We start from the raw sequence: 17,858 nt of genomic DNA, 5'->3' as shown, positions 1-17,858 counted from the left end.
ATCGTAAAACAGGAATCAAAACCGGATGTCGTTTAAACGTATTTTTGCAGCAACCATGCTGGTGTTTAGTGCGGTTTCAATTGCTTTTACACCGACCGCGCAACAAATAGAACAGTTTAAAAAATTGCCAAAAAGTCAGCAGCAAGCGCTGGCAAAGCAATATGGCTTTGATTTGTCAGCGTTGTCAAAATCCAGTTTTTCAAATTCGACTGATATGAATTCTAATACGCCTAGCGTATATCCGCGTCAAAGCGAACATAGCAATGAGGCGGAAGTTGATCCTATGGCACCGAAAGAGCCCAAACTTAAGCCATTTGGGTATGAGTTATTTGCGGGCGAGCCAACCAGCTTCGCACCAAATGAAATGCGCTCAGTGCCAAGTGATTACATTATATCTAGCGGCGATGCTATCACGATTAGTTTTTACGGTAAGGAAACAGCTACACACACCGTCACTGTTGATAGAGAAGGGCGTTTGAGCATTCCAGACTTCGCACCAATTAATGTTGTTGGCCTGACCTATTCTGAACTCAAACATCTGATTGAAAACAAAATTAAGAGCGAAGCGATTGGTTTAAATGCATTTGTATCAATTGCTGAATTGAGAAGTATTCAAGTGTTGGTTGTGGGAGAGGCTTATCGCCCGGGAAGTTACACACTTTCACCTTTGTCGAATGTTACTCATGCGCTTTTTGCCAGCGGTGGGCCAACGCAGATCGCGTCACTGCGTAATATTGAGGTCAAGCGACAAGGGCAAACGGTTTCTGTGTTGGACTTATATGACCTATTACTGAGAGGTGATAGCAGTAATGACGTCACCTTACAGTCTGGAGATGTCGTCTTTTTACCATCCGTAGGCCCTCAGGTTACAGTAACCGGCCAGGTGAAACGGCCGGGTATCTTCGAAATGAAACAAGGCGATACTGCTAAAGAGCTGATCCACATGTTTGGTGGATTTGCAGAGGATGCGTTTATTGAGAATGTCCAGGTCAATAGGATCTTCAATAATAAGGCGAAGTCGGTAACATCCATCGACTTTAGCGATAACAGTGCCGACTATACACCTAGAGGCGGTGATGAAATTAATGTCCAAGCTATAAATGATGAGATCGTAAACTCTGTTACGCTCATTGGTGCTGTAGCTAGGCCAGGATACTATGAATGGTATGAGGGAGCCACTTTAGACTCTTACATTACTAGTTTGAAAACAGACCTTCTGCCTCAAGCCGATTTGTCTTACGCAATCGTGGTTCGAGAAAAAGAGCTGCCTGGGCAGATCGAAGTATTGCAGTTTGTGCTAAGCGAAGCTCTGTCTGGTGTGCCTGTACCTTTGGAAAGAAACGATGAAGTTTACATTTTCAGCCGTTTTAATTCTCTACTTGAAGAAGAAAAAGCCCTAGAAAATTTAGCGATTACAGCTGAAGAACGGGAGCTTCAGGAGAAAGTGAAGCTATGGCATTTGTACGAACGTCGCCAGTTTGATAAGAAAGTTACGTTCGATGAGGCCATTAGTAAGGCAAAGAACCCGCCAACTACAACTGAACAGGAAGAAGAGCTCGCAGACTATACGCCTGCTGTATTTTCACGTGAAAATTTACTTGCTCCTGTATTATCGAAACTTGATTATCAAGCCTCTACCGTAAAACAGAATTTAACAATCAACGTAACCGGCCAGGTACGTTTTCCGGGGCAGTACCCTGTATCACGAGATATGAGTACGATTGATGCTATTCGAGCCGCTGGCGGTTTATTGGAATCTGCCTATACTGAGTTCGCAGAAGTGACAAGAATTAATGACAAAGGCGAGGTGCTCCACGCTAAATCATCATTGATCAAAGGGGCAGACCAATACAACATTAAGTTGATAGGGCGCGATACGCTGAATATCTTGATGCAACCAAACTGGCAAGATAGCTTCAAAGTTTCTCTAATTGGAGAGGTGCGTTTTCCTGGGGAGTATGTGGTCAAGCGCGGTGATACGCTAATAGATGTACTTAACCGAGCCGGTGGCATTACAAAGTATGCTGATGAAAATGCAGCAATATTTACTCGTGAATCGATCAGAGAACAAGAGCGTGAGCAATTATCTAGATTGTCTGATGAGCTCAGAAAAGACATGGCTGCTAGGAGTTTTCAAAAGTCAATAGGGGTCAATAATTCACTTAGCTATAATGAGACGGATAAATTGCTTAGAGATCTCGCAAAAGCTGAGGCGGTAGGAAGACTAGTAATTGATTTGCCTTCTATCTTGTCTCGCTCAGATTCTTTAACACTGCAAAAAGGTGACAAGCTGTACTTACCTGGTAAGCAGGATTCAATTTCAATTATTGGTGAGGTTAATTATAGCTCCTCTCATCTTTTCAAAGCCGGAAGAACAATCGATGAGTATATTAGCCTGAGTGGCGGGATACGAGATCGGGCTGATGAAGATAAAGTCTATGTGATCAAAGCGAATGGAGAGGTACAAATACCGAACCGAGGCTCTTGGTTTGCCGTAAATAACAGGGTTGAATTAGAAGCGGGTGATACCATTGTGGTGCCTATGGACTCTTCTCATATGGATAATTTGACCTTATGGAGTACTGCAACACAGATCTTTTATCAGTTAGGGGTGGGTATAGCCGCTATTGCAGCACTTTAAGTTAAACCACCAAGCGTGCAGTAATTCGTAACGGAAAGTTTGAATTGAGATCTGTTAAGTTAAATAAAGTAAATTAACATAAAGCTATAGAGATGAATAATAGACACCTAGTTTGTTCAGATGACGATATATATGATAAGGAAATTAATTTCCTCCAGTTGTTTAAAGTTATTTGGAAAGGAAAATTAATAATACTTCTGAGCACAATTGCCTTTTCTCTCTTAGCAGTGGTTTATGCATTGAGCTTGCCCAATATATATCGCTCAGAGGCACTACTGGCACCGGCTGAGCATGCCCAATCTGGTGTTGGTTCATCACTTGGTGGTCAATTGGGGGGGCTTGCCTCGCTTGCAGGGGTTAATCTGGGAAGTAACCAGATATCTAAGGTACAGTTAGCTATAGCAACACTTCAGTCTAGAGCGTTTGTCAAAAAGTTTGTAGATAAATACTCATTGTTGCCAGACCTAATTGCCGCTGAGTCATGGGATGCGTCAACAGGCAAAGTACAATATGACCCTGAGCTATATGACGAACAAAGTAAAGAATGGATCAGGGAGGTTAGTTTCCCACGCACAGTGATACCCTCTGATCAGGAAGCTTATGAGTCGTTTAGTGATATGTTGCGTGTAAACGTCTTGCCTGATAATGGCATGATCGTTCTCTCAATCGAGCATGTATCTCCCTTAGTTGCAGAACGTTGGGTTTCTTTATTGATAGAGGAAATTAACAAAGAAATAAAAGAAAGGGACATCAAAGATAGTCATGAGTATAGCGAATATCTTGCCAAAGAGCTTGAAGTAACTAAAGTGGCTGAAATGCAAGTTATTCTGAATAACTTACTAGAAGAGCAAGCAAAAACGGTTATGTTTGCCAGTGTTAGAAATGAATATGTTTTTAAAGTAATTGACCCAGCATTGGTACCTGAGTCGAAAGTCGCTCCGAAAAGAGCGGTCATATGTGTAGTTGGATTTTTGATAGGCTTATTTATTGGGGTATCCATAACCTTTGTGATGGCTTTTAATCAGAAAGAGTTTGATAATTAGTAAGGTTTATGTGTGAAATGAACAACGCAACGGAAGGTCTTGAAAAAGACACTCTTGATATCTCTACTTTTGTACTTAATAAACGCTTCAAATCTAAAAAAGAAGTAATGAGTCAAAAGGTTATTTATGTTTATTGTCCATCAGACTTTCAAGATGAGCTAGCTACGATATTAAGTGATTATAACTTTGAAATAGTCTTAAATGACTACAGTATTAGAGACCTATCTAAGAAGGTATTCTGTCACTATAAAAGTGCAGCCCTGACAGAGGAGCAGCGAGACTACCTCGTTAAAGCGACGGAGCGTGGAGCATGGGTTGAGCCTTTAGTTAGCTATTTAGATGAAAGGCACAACTATACAGATATCAGGCTTCTGCATAGCAGTTACTTCTTACACCAGAAGGCCTTTACTATTCTTTCGAACAAGCGCACTCAGATTATGAAGCGAGTTGCAGACGTGCTCGGCTCCTTGGTGATTTTGTTAATGACACTGCCAATCTCAATATTGTTTGCTGTGCTAATAAAGCTGGAAAGCAAAGGGCCTATTTTTTACAAGCAAAGGCGGACTGGACAGTACAATGAAGAGTTCGAGATTATTAAGTTTCGCTCAATGGCACAAGATGCTGAAAAACATGGTGCAAAATGGGCCTCTGCACACGATTCTAGGGTTACCAGAGTGGGTAAATTCATTCGAAAAACCAGAATTGATGAAATCCCTCAGTTAATTAATGTACTAAGGGGTGAAATGTCGCTGGTAGGGCCTCGTCCAGAGCGAGAGATATTTATAAAAGTATTGGAAGAAGAGATCCCTTATTACAGGTTCAGACATGCAGTGAAGCCTGGTGTTACTGGGTTAGCTCAAGTTAGCTATCCATATGGCGCTTCTATTGAAGATGCGGTTTGGAAGCACAAGTATGATATTCATTATATAAAACACCATTCTTCACTACTGGATATTAGCATTCTATTCAGAACTGTTAAAACGGTATTGTTTGGCATGGGGCGCTAGCCGAGCTTTAGTGTTTTCGCTGTTACTACATATGACATGTTACTAAGGCACTCACCACTTTATATGGCAAGTGCCTTATGTAATTTATGAGTTTGTTTAGCCTTTGCTGAGCAGACTTATTCGCATTTAAAAATCAACTAGCTAATAAGGGAATGATGAAAAAGTCTCTTATAAAAGGTTCTTTGGTGTATTTTATCGCAAATATGATAAATGCCCTGATCCCTTTTTTATTATTACCAATATTAACTAGGGTTCTGACCCCTGAAGAGTATGGTCAAGTTGCAATGTTCTCCCTGTTTATTGCAGGGTTATCTGCTTTTGTAGGTTTAAATGTTGTAGGCGCTGCTGCGCGTCATTTCTATAATGATGATAGCTCTCATGCGTCAATCAGACAATATAATTCAGCTTGTTTATGGATACTGCTCTTCTCAACCTTCTTGATCTTCATTATCACTTATATTTTCAGTGAGGCTTTGTCTGACTTTCTATCTTTACCGGTGAGTTGGTTATATATTGCTCTTATGTCTTCTTTTTTCTCTTTCCTGCTCCAGTTTAGATTGAGTCAGTGGCAGGTAAGAGAGAACCCAGTGAGTTATGGAGTGCTTCAGGTCTTGTGTAGCGTGTTAAACGTAGGTGCATCTCTATACCTAGTGTTATACGCTGATAATGGTAGTGAGGGCCGTATAGCAGGAATTGCATTTTCATTTTTGGTATGTGGGCTTGTTGCAACTTTCTTGCTATACAAAGAAGATTTACTTGGTTTTTCATTTTTAAACAAAGCTTATTTGAAAGATGCTTTGAACTTTGGTGTCCCTTTGATCCCACATATCTTTGGGATATTCCTTCTGACTTCAATTGACCGCTTTGTTATTAATACAGAACTAGGGCTTGCTCATGTTGGTATATACTTACTTGCATATCAACTCAGTTCTGCTATATCAATCGTTTTTGACTCTCTGAATAAAGCATTACTACCTTGGCTATACCGCTCTCTATCTAGTGGTTGTACAATTATTCGAGAGAAAATTGTTAAGAGAACCTATCTTATTTTTATATCTTTAATCTTTCTTGCATTACTCAATTTTGTAATTTCACCTATTGTACTGTTATTTGTTGCAGGAGATGAGTATGCAGAAGCAAGTAAGATTATTAGTTGGCTTGTACTAGGCCAGATTTTTAGCGGTATGTATCTGTTTGTAACTAACTACATATTCTTCTCTAAGCAAACCGCAGCTCTGTCTGTAGTGACAATTTGTGTAGGTGCAGGTAATTTATTATTACTATTCATGCTTATACCTAAGTATGGATTGTTAGGTGCAGCCTATGCATTCAGTATTTCAATGTTTTTCAGGTTTTTATTCACTTGGTACCTTGCTGCAAAAAAGGTTGAAATGCCTTGGCTATACTTTGTGAAATCGAGGGTGTTATGAAAAATCAACTTGTTTGTTATACAACGTTGCAATTGATGATTGCTGAAAGAGTCGTTGCGGAGCTTGGGCTTTCTGATGTGGTCTTTTCATTTGTCACCAAAAAACCTTATGACAGCTCTACTAACTTTATTAGTACGCTTAGGGGTAGAGGTTATTCTGTCAATGAATATTACTATGATGGAAAAGTGCTTGAAACAGCATTCGAGTTAGTTAGAGTCTTTTCAAAAGTCAGAGCCGATTCGATTTATATTGCATCAATAGATAACGTTTTTATGCACTTAATATTGTCAAAGGCGTCTTATGATTCGCTATATACATTTGATGACGGGAGTGCCAATGTCATTAAAAGCAGTGTGTACTATAATTTAGAGAAAAGAAGTTTTAAGTTTAAATTGTTTTACTTTCTTTTCTTTATAAATTTTGATGCGAGCAAGGTCAAGAGACTAAGTAAAGCTCATTACACAATTTACCCAAATCGTTCTAATATTATAGAAAAAACAGTTCCTGTTACTCTTTTTGATTACAAGAGTGAGGGGATGAAGAATGGTAAGTCTATTAATGTACTAGTTGGTGCTTGTTATGATGAGATCTTTGTTGAAGATTGTTCTACTCTAATCGATAACGTATGTGCTTTTCTAGATGATACAGGTTTAGAAACTGTATATGTAAAGCACCCAAGAGAGTTCTCTTCTAAAGTAGCAAACAAGTTTAAAATGCTGGACTCTCGCCAGGTTGCAGAGGTTCATATTTCTAATCTTTTAGATGAGTATGAGACGGTTAATATATATAGCTTTTTAAGCACGTGTCAGCTAAATTTGAGCTCTATACCTAGGGTGAATAACTTTGTCATTTATAGTGAAAAAATGACGTCAACTTTTAAGTCTTGCATTAAAGAGTTTTCTGATGAAGGCTTTTTCACGACATTAGAGCTGGACTAAGATGGTTTTCCTTCTGTCGAAGACAAGTTTTAAACTTGGTAATTTGATTTTTTTAGTGCTTTCTTTACCCTTTGTCTTGTTCGTTGGGTTTAGGGGTGGCACGCCTGACACTCAAATATACTATAATGTATTGGCGAACATAGATAAGCTTGATTTGCTTAATCCTTTCGTGTTTTATCAACAAACCGGAATGGAAATTGGCTTTGGTTGGTATGCCTGGGCTATTAGTTTGTTTACAAGCTCGAATGTCTTACTTTTTTCCATTTTCTCTATTCTGAACTTTTACTTTTTATATAAAAGCTCTAGATTGTTAAAAGTAAACTACTTGTTTGTTTTGGTTTTTTATCTTCCATCTGCATATTTCTTCTTACAGCAGCTTATGCAGATGAGGCAGGGATTAGCTATTGCTATTACCTTATATGCTATCGTTCGTTTTATTTATAAAAGAGAGCTGCTGGTTTCATTTCTGCTATTTGTCGTTGGTTTTTTATTCCATCAGACCGCATTGTTTTTGCTTGTATTCTCTGTGTTCTTTTACTTTGCTGATAGTTTTTCAAAGCGGTCTAGGATTGACTTTTTTCTTTTGAACTTTTTCTTTCTAGTCGTTTTTATTATCTTTTTTAAGTTTTTCCTATTGGATTTTTTAATTGGTTTATCCCCTCGTTTGCAGGCTTATGCTTCTAGCGATAACTTTTCCAGCTCTGTGAGTGTTATAAACCCTCAGGTAATAAAAACGATACTCATTATCTTCTTTGTGGGCCTTTGTGCTGGACCTGCATTGCGTAGGAAGAAAGCATATAGGTACTTCCTTTATTTAGAGTTTTTATCATTGGCCATTCGGATCGGCTTTTCTGATTTCGCGATAATGAGTGGAAGGCTGTCTACTGTATTCTCACATGCTGAAGTTTTTATTTTGCCACTTGTATTCAGGGATAGAATTAGCGCAGTTGCTAAATTATTTATATTGCCGGCTTATATTGCATTGCAATCTGTGATTACATTGCAAATGCAAGCTCCCTATTTACTTGAGTTTTACTCCAAACCATTGAGCCTGATGAAAAATGTTTAAAAAGTCAATTCTGATTGTTATTAATGATATTACATCTTCTGGTGGCACTGAACGAGTTGCTGCTTTTTTAGCTAATAATTTTGCAAGTTCTGGTTATAAGGTAACATTATTGACATTACTGTATAGCGGAAGCTCTCCGTATTACAGTTTAAATAAAGATGTTAATTTAAAAGTTCTTGATAGTGGTAACACGATTAAAATTGCGTCTTATCTTTACTCCAATAAATATGATGCAATTATTCCCGTTTCTATGGGGCGGTTATCATTTAAAGTTGCAATTGTACATCGTGCGTTAAGACTAAAATCTCAGTTAATCTTGAGTGAGCATGTGGGTTTTGAAACGTCTTCATCAATGGTACGAAAGCTGAAGTTACTAAGCTATAACCTTGCAAGCGATTTGGTACTTCTGACTGATCATGACTACGCCTTGTTACATTCCAAGACATCAGCAAAAGTGTCAGTCATTCGCAATGCGACCAGTTTTGAGTCGATACGCCCGACTGAGCTTAAAGACAAAGAAAAAGTGGTTCTTGCCGTTGGAAGGCTAACTTATCAAAAAGCGTTTGAGAAGTTAGTAGATATCTGGGCTGAATTACCCAATCATCACGGATGGAAATTAAGAATTGTAGGTGATGGTGAGGACAGGGATACGCTGCAGCAACTGATCAGACACAAAGGGGTAGAGGACACTGTTGAGTTGAAACCAGCGTCAAAAGACATTGCTTCGGAATACAGAAATGCTAGCCTTTTTGCTATGACATCTCGTTATGAAGGTCTGCCTTTAGTGCTGATTGAATCTAAGTCCTTTGGGCTTGCGGCTATCTCTTTTGATTGTAAGACCGGCCCGAGAGAGCTCATACGCAATAATGTCGATGGCTATGTTATCGATGAGGATGACGACGAGACGTTTAAGGCCCGACTACTCAGTCTTATCAATAACGATGAGCAGCGCGAAACCATGCAATTGGCGGCCTTGTCAGACTCACAAAACTACTCGAAAGATGTTGTATTTGAAAACTGGTTAAATTTACTAAGCAGATAAGTTATGGCTAAAGTTTCTATTATTATGCCTGCATACAATGCAGAGAAGACAATTGCGCAGAGTATTGAATCAATCCAGGCACAAACTTATGAAGACTGGGAGTTGTTGATATCTGATGATAAATCCCAGGATAAGACAAAAGAAATTATTCAGCACTTTATGAGTTCTGATAACCGAATTAAGTATTTTTATAATTCAAATCCGTCGGGTGCCTGGTCTGCAAGAAACAACAGCTTGAGAAAAGTGACGGGTAAGTATGTCGCTTTTCTCGACAGTGATGACCTGTGGTTACCGAAGAAGCTGGAAATGCAAATTGCCGCGATGACGGAAAGTGGTAAGGCTGCTTCCCACACTGCGTATTTTAGAGTCGATAACCAAAATAGAGAGCTTGGTCTAAAAAGTGTAGCTAAAACTGTAAGCTATCAGGATATGCTGAGAAAGAATCACATTGGGAATTTAACGGGGATTTACGATGTAGATCAGGTTGATATTGTATTTCAGCAAGCTATAGGCCATGAAGACTATGATATGTGGCTGAAGATATTAATGAAAACAGACTCAGTAGGTATATTAGAGCCAATGGCTCGCTATCGTGTGCATGCGGGGGGGCTTTCAGCAAATAAAATGCAAGCCGCGCTCTGGCATTACAAAATACTGAGAAGCCAACCCCAGGTAGGGTTTTTCAGATCTTTATATCTTTTTATCTGCTACTTCGTCAGCGCAGTGAAGGTCCGTATATAAACCCAACATATCACAGCCGCTAAGCTGTGCGTTCAATCTCTGGCTATGCGTATCTAATTTGGGTTTATTCTTGAAGTTTTAATTGTGTTAATGATGTTCTCTGCTGAGTGTCTATCCAGAAGCTTGCAACCTCGCCTGCCTGACTGTATATAGTTGATATTTTTGATTATCTGATGGTGCGACAAGATGACTAAGTTTATTTGTACTGTGATGCTGACATTCCGGCACTTTTGTGCCATATAAATACTCATAGTGTACAGCGTGTGGCCCAAAGTATCAGCCCAGAAAATGTAACAATTATTAGCTGATTTTTCTACCTGTTTGCTATGAAGATTTTGGCGAGGCTTGTTCAGTAAAAAACCTCACAGTAGCGCCTATTCTTGCTCTGTGACAGGGCTGTGCCCAGTAGATGAGAGAGCTAGACTCACTTATCAAAAATAGTATAATGGTGTTCGAGATACCTGCATACATAAGCTAAATGCAATAGGGTAATGGTGTGAGCAATTATCCGGCGAGCAGAAGCGCCTTGATGAGGCAATAGAAGAGGGCCATATGGTTGACTAATATGCGACGATTCGGGGCTTTGGCTACAAAATCCTTCATAGCGCTTAGTACATAAACTCTTATCTTTAAGATAAGTGCACAATACAAGTAGTACGTATAGCTACATCATCAAGCCTTTGTCAAAACAACTTGCATAATTGAATAGTACATGGACTACTACGTTTTTGTTCAATAGGCTAAACAAAGTGGTTTGTCATGAGGTTACTCCTTATAAAGGTGTAAGTATTTTTTAGACAAAGATGTCTAAGGCTTGCTGTTAAAACCCCTGAAACGCATATCGTTGTTATGAGCAATATCACAGTGTGATATATATCAGATAATTACTGTTTTTATTAAAAGTTCGAGATTATAAATGAGCAAAATACTAAATTTAATAGGTAGACAAAAGCAGCTTTTTTTGCAAGATATTGAGTCTGCTGAACAGGCGCTGAAAAAAGAAGTGTCTAACTCTCGATTTCTGATCCTGGGTGGCGCAGGCTCGATTGGTCAAGCAGTGACTAAAGAGATTTTTAAGCGCAACCCAAAAAAACTTCACGTTGTGGATATTAGTGAAAACAATATGGTGGAGCTAGTTAGAGATATTCGCAGCTCCTACGGTTATATCGATGGAGATTTCCAAACCTTTGCTCTGGACATAGGTTCAATTGAATATGATGCCTTCATCAAGGCTGATGGCCAATATGACTATGTACTTAATTTATCTGCGCTTAAGCATGTCCGCAGTGAGAAAGACCCTTATACTTTGATGCGTATGATTGATGTCAACGTATTTAACACGGACAAAACGATTCAACAGTCTATCGATGCAGGTGTTAAAAAGTACTTCTGTGTTTCAACAGACAAAGCAGCAAACCCGGTTAATATGATGGGCGCTTCGAAGCGTATTATGGAAATGTTTTTGATGCGTCGCAGTGAGGAAATAGCGATATCAACGGCGCGATTTGCGAACGTTGCCTTCTCCGACGGCTCCCTGCTGCACGGGTTTAACCAGCGTATAGAAAAACAGCAGCCGATAGTTGCTCCAAGTGATATTAAACGTTACTTTGTAATCCCACAGGAATCAGGCGAGCTTTGCCTAATGTCTTGTATTTTTGGTGATAATAGAGATATTTTCTTCCCGAAGCTGAGCGAATCATTACATTTGATTACCTTTGCTGATATCGCAGTAAAATACCTTGCTGACAAAGGTTATGAGCCGCACCTGTGTAGCACCGAAGAAGAAGCGCGTGAGTTGGTTAAGACGCTACCCGCTAAAGGGAAATGGCCTTGCTTGTTTACTAAGAGTGATACAACCGGTGAAAAAGACTTTGAGGAGTTCTTCACGGATAAAGAAACCCTGGATATGGAGAGGTTTAACAACCTGGGGATCATAAAGAACGAGTTGCAGTATGACGCGGAAAAAATCGCATTGTTTGAGAATACAATTAGCCAACTGAAAGAGCAGAAGTCTTGGACAAAAGAAGAGATTGTTGAGCTATTTTTCACTATGATCCCTGATTTTGGTCATAAAGAAACTGGCAAATACCTAGACAGCAAGATGTGATTTGAGGCTGTAATGACACCACAAAAAATTAATGAGTTTGTCAGAGCTCTATATCAGACTGATGACTTTATACCGCTTCATGCTCCGACATTTAGCGGAAATGAAAAAGAATATGTTTTACAGACTATTGACAGCACCTTTGTATCAAGTGTTGGTAAGTTCGTCGACGAATTTGAGCAAAAAATAGAAAGCCTCACGGGTACGGCTAAAGCGGTTGCAACGGTCAATGGTACTGCCGCTTTACATGCCGCGCTTTATATGGCGGGAGTGAGAGCAGGTGATCTTGTTATAACCCAAGCTCTTACGTTTGTTGCGACTTGCAACGCCCTTCATCACATGGGGGCAGAGCCTGTATTTGTAGATGTGTCACAAGTGAGCCTTGGCCTGTGTCCTAAAGCATTGGAAACCTATTTAGAGGACAATGCAATATTGACAGAGCAGGGCACTATTCATCGCGGCACGAAGCAGCGTATTCAGGCTGTAGTGCCAATGCACACATTTGGCCACCCTGTTGAATTGGACGAGCTCGTTGCATTGTGTAAAAAGTGGCAGATTAATTTAGTCGAAGATGCAGCGGAAAGCCTTGGTTCATATTACAAAGGTAAGCACACCGGGACATTTGGAGAGTATGGCGCGGTAAGCTTTAACGGTAATAAAATTATGACTACCGGTGGCGGAGGCGTTGTCTTATGTCAAACGGTTGACTCTGGCGCTCGTACTAAGCATGTCACCACGACTGCGAAGGTTCCCCATCCATATGAATTTTTTCACGATGAGGCTGGGTTTAACTACCGTATGCCAAATCTGAATGCTGCGTTAGGGTGTGCACAGCTTGAGATACTACCTACTTTTATTAAGCAAAAAAGGGCGTTAGCACAACAATATCAAGACTTTTTCGTTGGCAGTGAGTTTAAATTTGTAGCTGAACCTGCTTACGCGCAATCAAATTATTGGCTCAATGCGGTGATTTGTGAAGATAAAGCTGCGCGAGAGCAGTTATTAAAGGAAACGAATAGTCAAGGGGTTATGACCAGGCCGATTTGGCAATTGATGCACCGTTTGCCCATGTTCAGCAACGCACTGAGAGGAGATCTGACATATTCTGAATATGTTGAAGCGCGTCTTGTAAACTTACCGAGTACACCAACGACTAAATTAGGTGTCTGATTATGAGTAAAAAAATAGCTGTTTTTACAGGAACGCGTGCCGAATACGGGTTGCTTTACTGGTTGATTAAAGACATACATGATGATCCTGAATTGACATTACAGCTGCTCGTCTCTGGTATGCATTTGTCTCCTGAATTCGGTAATACTTACAAGCAGATAGAAGATGATGGTTTTAATATTGATGAAAAAATTGAAATCTTACTCTCTTCTGACACGGCGGTCGGTACCGCTAAGAGTATGGGGCTCGGTGTTTTAGGCTTTACAGACGCACTGAGTCGACTGAAGCCAGATGCCTTAGTGATTTTAGGAGATAGATTTGAGGCATTGGCTGCTGCTCAGACAGCCATGATTCTGAGAATTCCTATCTTGCATCTTCATGGTGGTGAGATCACAGAGGGGGCTTACGACGATGCAATCAGGCATGCAATTAGTAAACTCAGCTATCTTCACGGTACTTCGACAGAAGAATATAGGCAGCGTGTAATTCAACTTGGAGAGTCACCAAGTCGGGTTAAGAATATTGGTGCGATTGGCTTAGATCACTTAAAAAGAAGTGATTTTATGACAGTGGATGAGATTGCTGAGTCTCTGCAGTTTGACTTAAAGTCGCCCTATTTTTTAGTAACTTACCACCCTGTGACACTGGGAGAAGAACCTCCTGAAGAGAGTTTCAATGCGATTTTATCAGCACTAGATGCTTATCCTGACCACCAGGTAATTCTAACCTATCCTAATGCTGATGATGGTGGGAGAAAGATAATCCCTATTCTCGAGCACTACGCACAGGCGAATAGTGAGAGGGTTTTTGCTATACCCTCTTTAGGGCAACAGCGTTATTTGAGTACGGTGAAGCACGCTTCGGCGGTGATTGGTAATTCTTCGAGTGGTATTATTGAAGTGCCTTCTTTTGATGTCCCAACCGTAAATATTGGTGTGCGGCAGAAGGGGCGTTTAGCTGCGAAAAGTGTACTGCATTGTAGTGCGCAAGCCCCAAGTATTGAACGAGCGATAAAAGCGGCACTATCTCGTGAATATCAAACTGAAGACGAGATAATTTCAAACCCATATGGTGCAGGCAATGCAAGCAAGCAAGCAATTCAAATGCTAAAAGAGCTTGACTTTCAACCAAGTAAGCCGTTTTACGATTTAAAATGAGAGTATTATGACATTAATAATTGCAGAAGCCGGCGTTAACCACAACGGTAGCGATGAATTGGCTTTTAAACTGGTCGATGCTGCACACGAAGCCGGTGCGGATATTGTTAAATTTCAAACCTTTAAAGCTAAAAACCTGGTAACGGAATCGGCTAAGCAAGCGGATTACCAAGTTGCCAATACAGGAAAGCAAGAGTCCCAGTTCAGTATGCTCAAACGTTTAGAGTTGAGCTATGAAACACATCATAAGCTAGTAAAATATTGTCAGGAGCTGGGCATTGAATTTTTATCGACGGCGTTCGATTCTGAAAGCCTTGACTTTTTAGTTAACGATTTGGGTATTACTAGGCTCAAGTTACCTTCAGGAGAGATAACAAACGCACCGCTTGTTTTAGAGCATGCCAGAACAGGATGTGATCTAATTGTCTCAACAGGTATGGCAACACTGAGTGACATAGAATATGTGTTATCTGTAATTGCGTTTGGATATCTACATCCTAATGGTGACCCAACGGATGAGTTGTTAATAGAAGCGTATTTTTCAGAGCAAGGCAAAGCACTACTGAAAGAGAAAGTGACCCTGTTGCATTGCACCACGGAATATCCAGCACCTTATGATGACATCAATCTGAACGCTATGGATACGATGAAAGACGCGTTTAAACTATCCGTTGGCTACTCAGATCACAGTGAAGGAATTGTTGTGCCAATTTCCGCTGTAGCTAAAGGCGCTGTTTTGATTGAAAAGCACTTTACGACAGATAAGTCTTTACCAGGACCCGATCATAAAGCGTCGCTGGATCCTGTAGAGTTGAAGGCCATGGTTGATGGGATCCGCATCGCGCAAAGAGTGCTGGGTGATGGTATTAAGGGACCTCGCCCTCTGGAAATTAAGAACAAAGAAGTGGCTAGAAAAAGCCTGGTTGTAGTGCAACCACTCAAAGCTGGAGAAGTGATCACTCCAGAGCACATTACTGTTAAGCGTCCGGGTGATGGTATGCCGCCTTCATTATATTGGAAAGTGCTCAAAACCAAGGCTTCTCAAGATTATCAAGTTGGTCAATTGCTAGATGAATAAATTGCCAGTGGTATTGATCGGTGGGGGAGGACATGCTGCCGGTTTGGCTGAGATCTTGATCCAACAAAACCGGCAGATTTTGGCTGTAGTTGCACCTGAACTTTCCCCAAGCTTGAGACAGTTAGCAGAGTTCACGCACCACGCAAGTGATGAAGATGTTCTGCAATACGACAAGCACCAGGTAGAGCTAGTCAATGGGATTGGTGCGATGCCATATAAATCATTGAGGCAAAAAATATATAAGCGTTTTAAAAAGGATGGTTATAAATTTGCACAAGTGATTGCAAACAGTGCCAATATCTCTGCTAATGTTCGATTAGCAGAGGGCGTGCAGATCATGCAAAATGCGGTGGTTTGTATTGGCAGTTCGGTTGGAGAAAACTCAATTGTAAACACATCCTCTACAATTGATCACGACTGCTCAATTGGTATGCACTGCCATATAGCGCCAGGTGTTACAATGAGTGGACAGGTTCGAATTGAAGACGGTGTGCACGTGGCTACCGGAGCAAGTATAATCAATAACATTACAATTGGTGAGAACGCTATTGTTGGTGTTGGAGCATCGTTGACAAAAAGCCTAGCTAAAAAATGTATTGCTTACGGACCAAAGACAACAGTTAAAGTACAGGGTGCCAAATGACGAGCAAGTGGAAAAACTTAATAATCTCGCCACAGACCAGCATTAGAGATGCTATGGAAGTTATTGACCGGGAAGCGCTTCGGGTCGCGTTAGTGATTGCTGATGGGGATAAACTTGCCGGCATAGTGACGGATGGCGATATCCGCAGAGGGATATTGTCTGGCGTTGACTTATCGGACCAAGTCGAGAAAGTGATGAATTCATCACCGATAGTAGCTTCAGAGCACAATACATCTTCAGAGTTAAAAGAGATCATGCGTAACAGTAGTAGCTTATCTCTGCCTATTGTAGATGAAAGAGGTAGTCTTGTTGGGTTGAAAACCTTGCATGAAGCGCTAGAAGTTGAGAAAAAAGACAATCCGATCTTTATTATGGCTGGCGGCTTTGGAACAAGACTAAGGCCTTTAACTGATAACTGCCCTAAGCCAATGCTTAAAGTTGGTGATAAGCCGATGCTGGAAACCTTGATCCGACATTTTAAGTCTTTCGGCTTTTATAATTTTTATATTTCTACCCATTATCTACCAGAAGTAATTACAGAGTACTTTAAAAGTGGTGAAGAGTTTGGCGTCAACATTACTTACGTAAATGAAGAGGAGCCACTTGGAACGGCTGGAGCACTATCTCTGTTACCAGATAATTTGCCGAATAAGCCGTTAATAATGATTAATGGCGATATTCTGACAAACATGAATTTCACAAAAGTATTGGACTTTCATGAATCGCAAAAATCTGATGCGACAATGTGCGTCAGAGATTATGAAATTAAAGTGCCTTTTGGAGTAATTGAAGGTGACGGGCATGTCATTACTGATATCGTTGAAAAGCCTACTTATAGGTACTTTGTTAATGCAGGTATCTATGTTATATCACCTGATATCGTTCGCTCTGTACCCAAAAATCAGTATCTAGACATGCCGTCTTTGTTTCAGAAAAAAACAGAAGACAGTTATCGAGTGCTGAAGTTTCCAATCCATGAATACTGGTTAGATATAGGTAGACATGACGATTTTAAACGAGCACAAAATGATATTCATGATCTAGGGTTGTTTTGATTATGATAAAAGTACTGGCGATTGTTCCTGCTAGAGCTGGCAGTAAAAGATTACCTCAGAAGAATATCAAAGTCCTCGGTGAGCTGCCTCTTGTCGCACATACATTTGAAGCGATTAAGGGCTCTCAGTATATTACCCATACATTGGCGACTTCAGATTGCCCAACAGTACTGGAGATCGCTGCTACCTATGAGCGCACTACTGCGGTATTGAGACCTGCGGAGTTAGCGAGTGATACAGCCTCTTCATTGGATGTCGTTCATCATGCAGTCGAGTATGCTAATAACAGCGGGATAGCGTTTGACGTAATCTGTTTGCTCCAGCCAACAACGCCGCTGCGGACATCAAAGGATATTGATGCAGCGATCGAGCTATATGTCGAGAAAAACGCAAAAGGGATCGTCTCTATGACGGAATGCGCACATTCTCCATTGTGGAGCACGCGCTTGAAAGAGGAGCATGATTTTAAGCAATTTATCTCAGGTCTGACTAACACCAGATCTCAGGATTTGGACCCATACTATCAATTGAATGGTGCCATATACTTGGTAGATAAGGCTGAATTCAAAAAGTCAGGGAAGCTCTTCCTGGAGCAAGATTATTACCCTTATATCATGTCTAACGAAAACTCGATTGACATTGACACAGAGGTTGATTTCCTAATTGCAGCGGCTGTGCTTCAGCATAGGACCGAAACCCCCTGAGTCAGCGCCATCTTCTTTGCCTTGAGTACTCTGTAA

General features: G+C 40.5%; 15 protein-coding genes. All 15 read left to right on the top strand.

The features are described 5' to 3' along the window. Positions 1 to 25: 25 nt before the first annotated feature. The 15 genes from TW77_RS09725 to TW77_RS09655 all read left to right on the top strand — a co-directional run bounded on the left by TW77_RS09725 (position 26) and on the right by TW77_RS09655 (position 17,822). On the top strand, positions 26 to 2,641 hold the full coding sequence (locus TW77_RS09725) for an SLBB domain-containing protein (protein ID WP_046004792.1): 2,616 nt from the start codon (positions 26 to 28) through the stop codon (positions 2,639 to 2,641). 92 nt (positions 2,642 to 2,733) lie between these two features. Further along, a complete protein-coding gene (locus TW77_RS09720; RefSeq protein WP_046004791.1) occupies positions 2,734 to 3,684 on the top strand; it encodes a Wzz/FepE/Etk N-terminal domain-containing protein in 951 nt (316 codons plus the stop codon). A gap of 17 nt (positions 3,685 to 3,701) precedes the next feature. Then, entirely contained in the window at positions 3,702 to 4,691 is a 990-nt protein-coding gene (locus tag TW77_RS09715) for an exopolysaccharide biosynthesis polyprenyl glycosylphosphotransferase (RefSeq protein ID WP_046004790.1), read from the top strand. Between the two features lie 152 nt (positions 4,692 to 4,843). After that, the gene (locus tag TW77_RS09710; RefSeq protein ID WP_046004789.1) at positions 4,844 to 6,121 is read left to right on the top strand and encodes an oligosaccharide flippase family protein; all 1,278 of its coding nucleotides are present in this window, start codon (positions 4,844 to 4,846) and stop codon (positions 6,119 to 6,121) included. Then, positions 6,118 to 7,059: a glycosyltransferase family 52 gene (locus TW77_RS09705; RefSeq protein ID WP_046004788.1), complete on the top strand. Its 942-nt coding sequence runs from the start codon at positions 6,118 to 6,120 to the stop codon at positions 7,057 to 7,059. Before TW77_RS09710 ends, TW77_RS09705 begins: the two co-directional genes overlap by 4 nt. A gap of 1 nt (position 7,060) precedes the next feature. Further along, entirely contained in the window at positions 7,061 to 8,128 is a 1,068-nt protein-coding gene (locus tag TW77_RS09700; protein WP_046004787.1) for an EpsG family protein, read from the top strand. Then, entirely contained in the window at positions 8,121 to 9,170 is a 1,050-nt protein-coding gene (locus tag TW77_RS09695) for a glycosyltransferase family 4 protein (RefSeq protein ID WP_046004786.1), read from the top strand. The genes TW77_RS09700 and TW77_RS09695 overlap by 8 nt, the downstream gene beginning before the upstream one ends. 3 nt (positions 9,171 to 9,173) lie before the next feature. Beyond that, positions 9,174 to 9,911, top strand: a complete 738-nt coding sequence (locus TW77_RS09690) for a glycosyltransferase family 2 protein (protein ID WP_046004785.1) — start codon at positions 9,174 to 9,176, stop codon at positions 9,909 to 9,911. A 916-nt stretch (positions 9,912 to 10,827) separates the two neighbouring features. After that, a complete protein-coding gene (locus TW77_RS09685; protein WP_046004784.1) occupies positions 10,828 to 12,018 on the top strand; it encodes a UDP-N-acetylglucosamine 4,6-dehydratase in 1,191 nt (396 codons plus the stop codon). Between the two features lie 12 nt (positions 12,019 to 12,030). Beyond that, positions 12,031 to 13,185, top strand: a complete 1,155-nt coding sequence (locus TW77_RS09680) for a LegC family aminotransferase (RefSeq protein WP_046004783.1) — start codon at positions 12,031 to 12,033, stop codon at positions 13,183 to 13,185. A 2-nt stretch (positions 13,186 to 13,187) separates the two neighbouring features. Beyond that, positions 13,188 to 14,342, top strand: a complete 1,155-nt coding sequence (neuC, locus tag TW77_RS09675) for a UDP-N-acetylglucosamine 2-epimerase (RefSeq protein ID WP_046004782.1) — start codon at positions 13,188 to 13,190, stop codon at positions 14,340 to 14,342. 7 nt (positions 14,343 to 14,349) lie between these two features. Continuing rightward, entirely contained in the window at positions 14,350 to 15,420 is a 1,071-nt protein-coding gene (gene neuB, locus TW77_RS09670; RefSeq protein ID WP_046004781.1) for an N-acetylneuraminate synthase, read from the top strand. After that, positions 15,413 to 16,063 (top strand): NeuD/PglB/VioB family sugar acetyltransferase, encoded by a 651-nt coding sequence (locus tag TW77_RS09665; RefSeq protein WP_046004780.1) that lies wholly within the window; start codon positions 15,413 to 15,415, stop codon positions 16,061 to 16,063. Before neuB ends, TW77_RS09665 begins: the two co-directional genes overlap by 8 nt. Continuing rightward, a complete protein-coding gene (locus tag TW77_RS09660) occupies positions 16,060 to 17,118 on the top strand; it encodes a nucleotidyltransferase family protein (protein ID WP_046004779.1) in 1,059 nt (352 codons plus the stop codon). Before TW77_RS09665 ends, TW77_RS09660 begins: the two co-directional genes overlap by 4 nt. 2 nt (positions 17,119 to 17,120) lie before the next feature. Further along, positions 17,121 to 17,822 (top strand): cytidylyltransferase domain-containing protein, encoded by a 702-nt coding sequence (locus TW77_RS09655; RefSeq protein ID WP_046004778.1) that lies wholly within the window; start codon positions 17,121 to 17,123, stop codon positions 17,820 to 17,822. Positions 17,823 to 17,858 lie beyond the last annotated feature (36 nt).

The organism is Pseudoalteromonas rubra, assembly GCF_000967655.1.
Taxonomy (GTDB): Bacteria; Pseudomonadota; Gammaproteobacteria; order Enterobacterales; family Alteromonadaceae; genus Pseudoalteromonas; species Pseudoalteromonas rubra_A.
The sequence above is the reverse complement of the archived record's forward strand: the minus strand, read 5'-3'. Positions and strand labels throughout refer to the sequence as shown.

Excerpts from the sequence above, each read along its gene's own strand:
- TW77_RS09710 (WP_046004789.1), top strand. The coding sequence starts at position 4,844 with ATGATGAAAAAGTCTCTTATAAAAGGTTCTTTGGTGTATTTTATCGCA.
- neuB (WP_046004781.1), top strand. The coding sequence starts at position 14,350 with ATGACATTAATAATTGCAGAAGCCGGCGTTAACCACAACGGTAGCGAT.
- TW77_RS09655 (WP_046004778.1), top strand. The coding sequence starts at position 17,121 with ATGATAAAAGTACTGGCGATTGTTCCTGCTAGAGCTGGCAGTAAAAGA.
- TW77_RS09695 (WP_046004786.1), top strand. The coding sequence starts at position 8,121 with ATGTTTAAAAAGTCAATTCTGATTGTTATTAATGATATTACATCTTCT.
- TW77_RS09715 (WP_046004790.1), top strand. The coding sequence starts at position 3,702 with ATGAACAACGCAACGGAAGGTCTTGAAAAAGACACTCTTGATATCTCT.
- TW77_RS09665 (WP_046004780.1), top strand. The coding sequence starts at position 15,413 with ATGAATAAATTGCCAGTGGTATTGATCGGTGGGGGAGGACATGCTGCC.
- TW77_RS09700 (WP_046004787.1), top strand. The coding sequence starts at position 7,061 with ATGGTTTTCCTTCTGTCGAAGACAAGTTTTAAACTTGGTAATTTGATT.
- TW77_RS09720 (WP_046004791.1), top strand. The coding sequence starts at position 2,734 with ATGAATAATAGACACCTAGTTTGTTCAGATGACGATATATATGATAAG.
- TW77_RS09685 (WP_046004784.1), top strand. The coding sequence starts at position 10,828 with ATGAGCAAAATACTAAATTTAATAGGTAGACAAAAGCAGCTTTTTTTG.
- neuC (WP_046004782.1), top strand. The coding sequence starts at position 13,188 with ATGAGTAAAAAAATAGCTGTTTTTACAGGAACGCGTGCCGAATACGGG.
- TW77_RS09725 (WP_046004792.1), top strand. The coding sequence starts at position 26 with ATGTCGTTTAAACGTATTTTTGCAGCAACCATGCTGGTGTTTAGTGCG.
- TW77_RS09690 (WP_046004785.1), top strand. The coding sequence starts at position 9,174 with ATGGCTAAAGTTTCTATTATTATGCCTGCATACAATGCAGAGAAGACA.
- TW77_RS09660 (WP_046004779.1), top strand. The coding sequence starts at position 16,060 with ATGACGAGCAAGTGGAAAAACTTAATAATCTCGCCACAGACCAGCATT.
- TW77_RS09680 (WP_046004783.1), top strand. The coding sequence starts at position 12,031 with ATGACACCACAAAAAATTAATGAGTTTGTCAGAGCTCTATATCAGACT.
- TW77_RS09705 (WP_046004788.1), top strand. The coding sequence starts at position 6,118 with ATGAAAAATCAACTTGTTTGTTATACAACGTTGCAATTGATGATTGCT.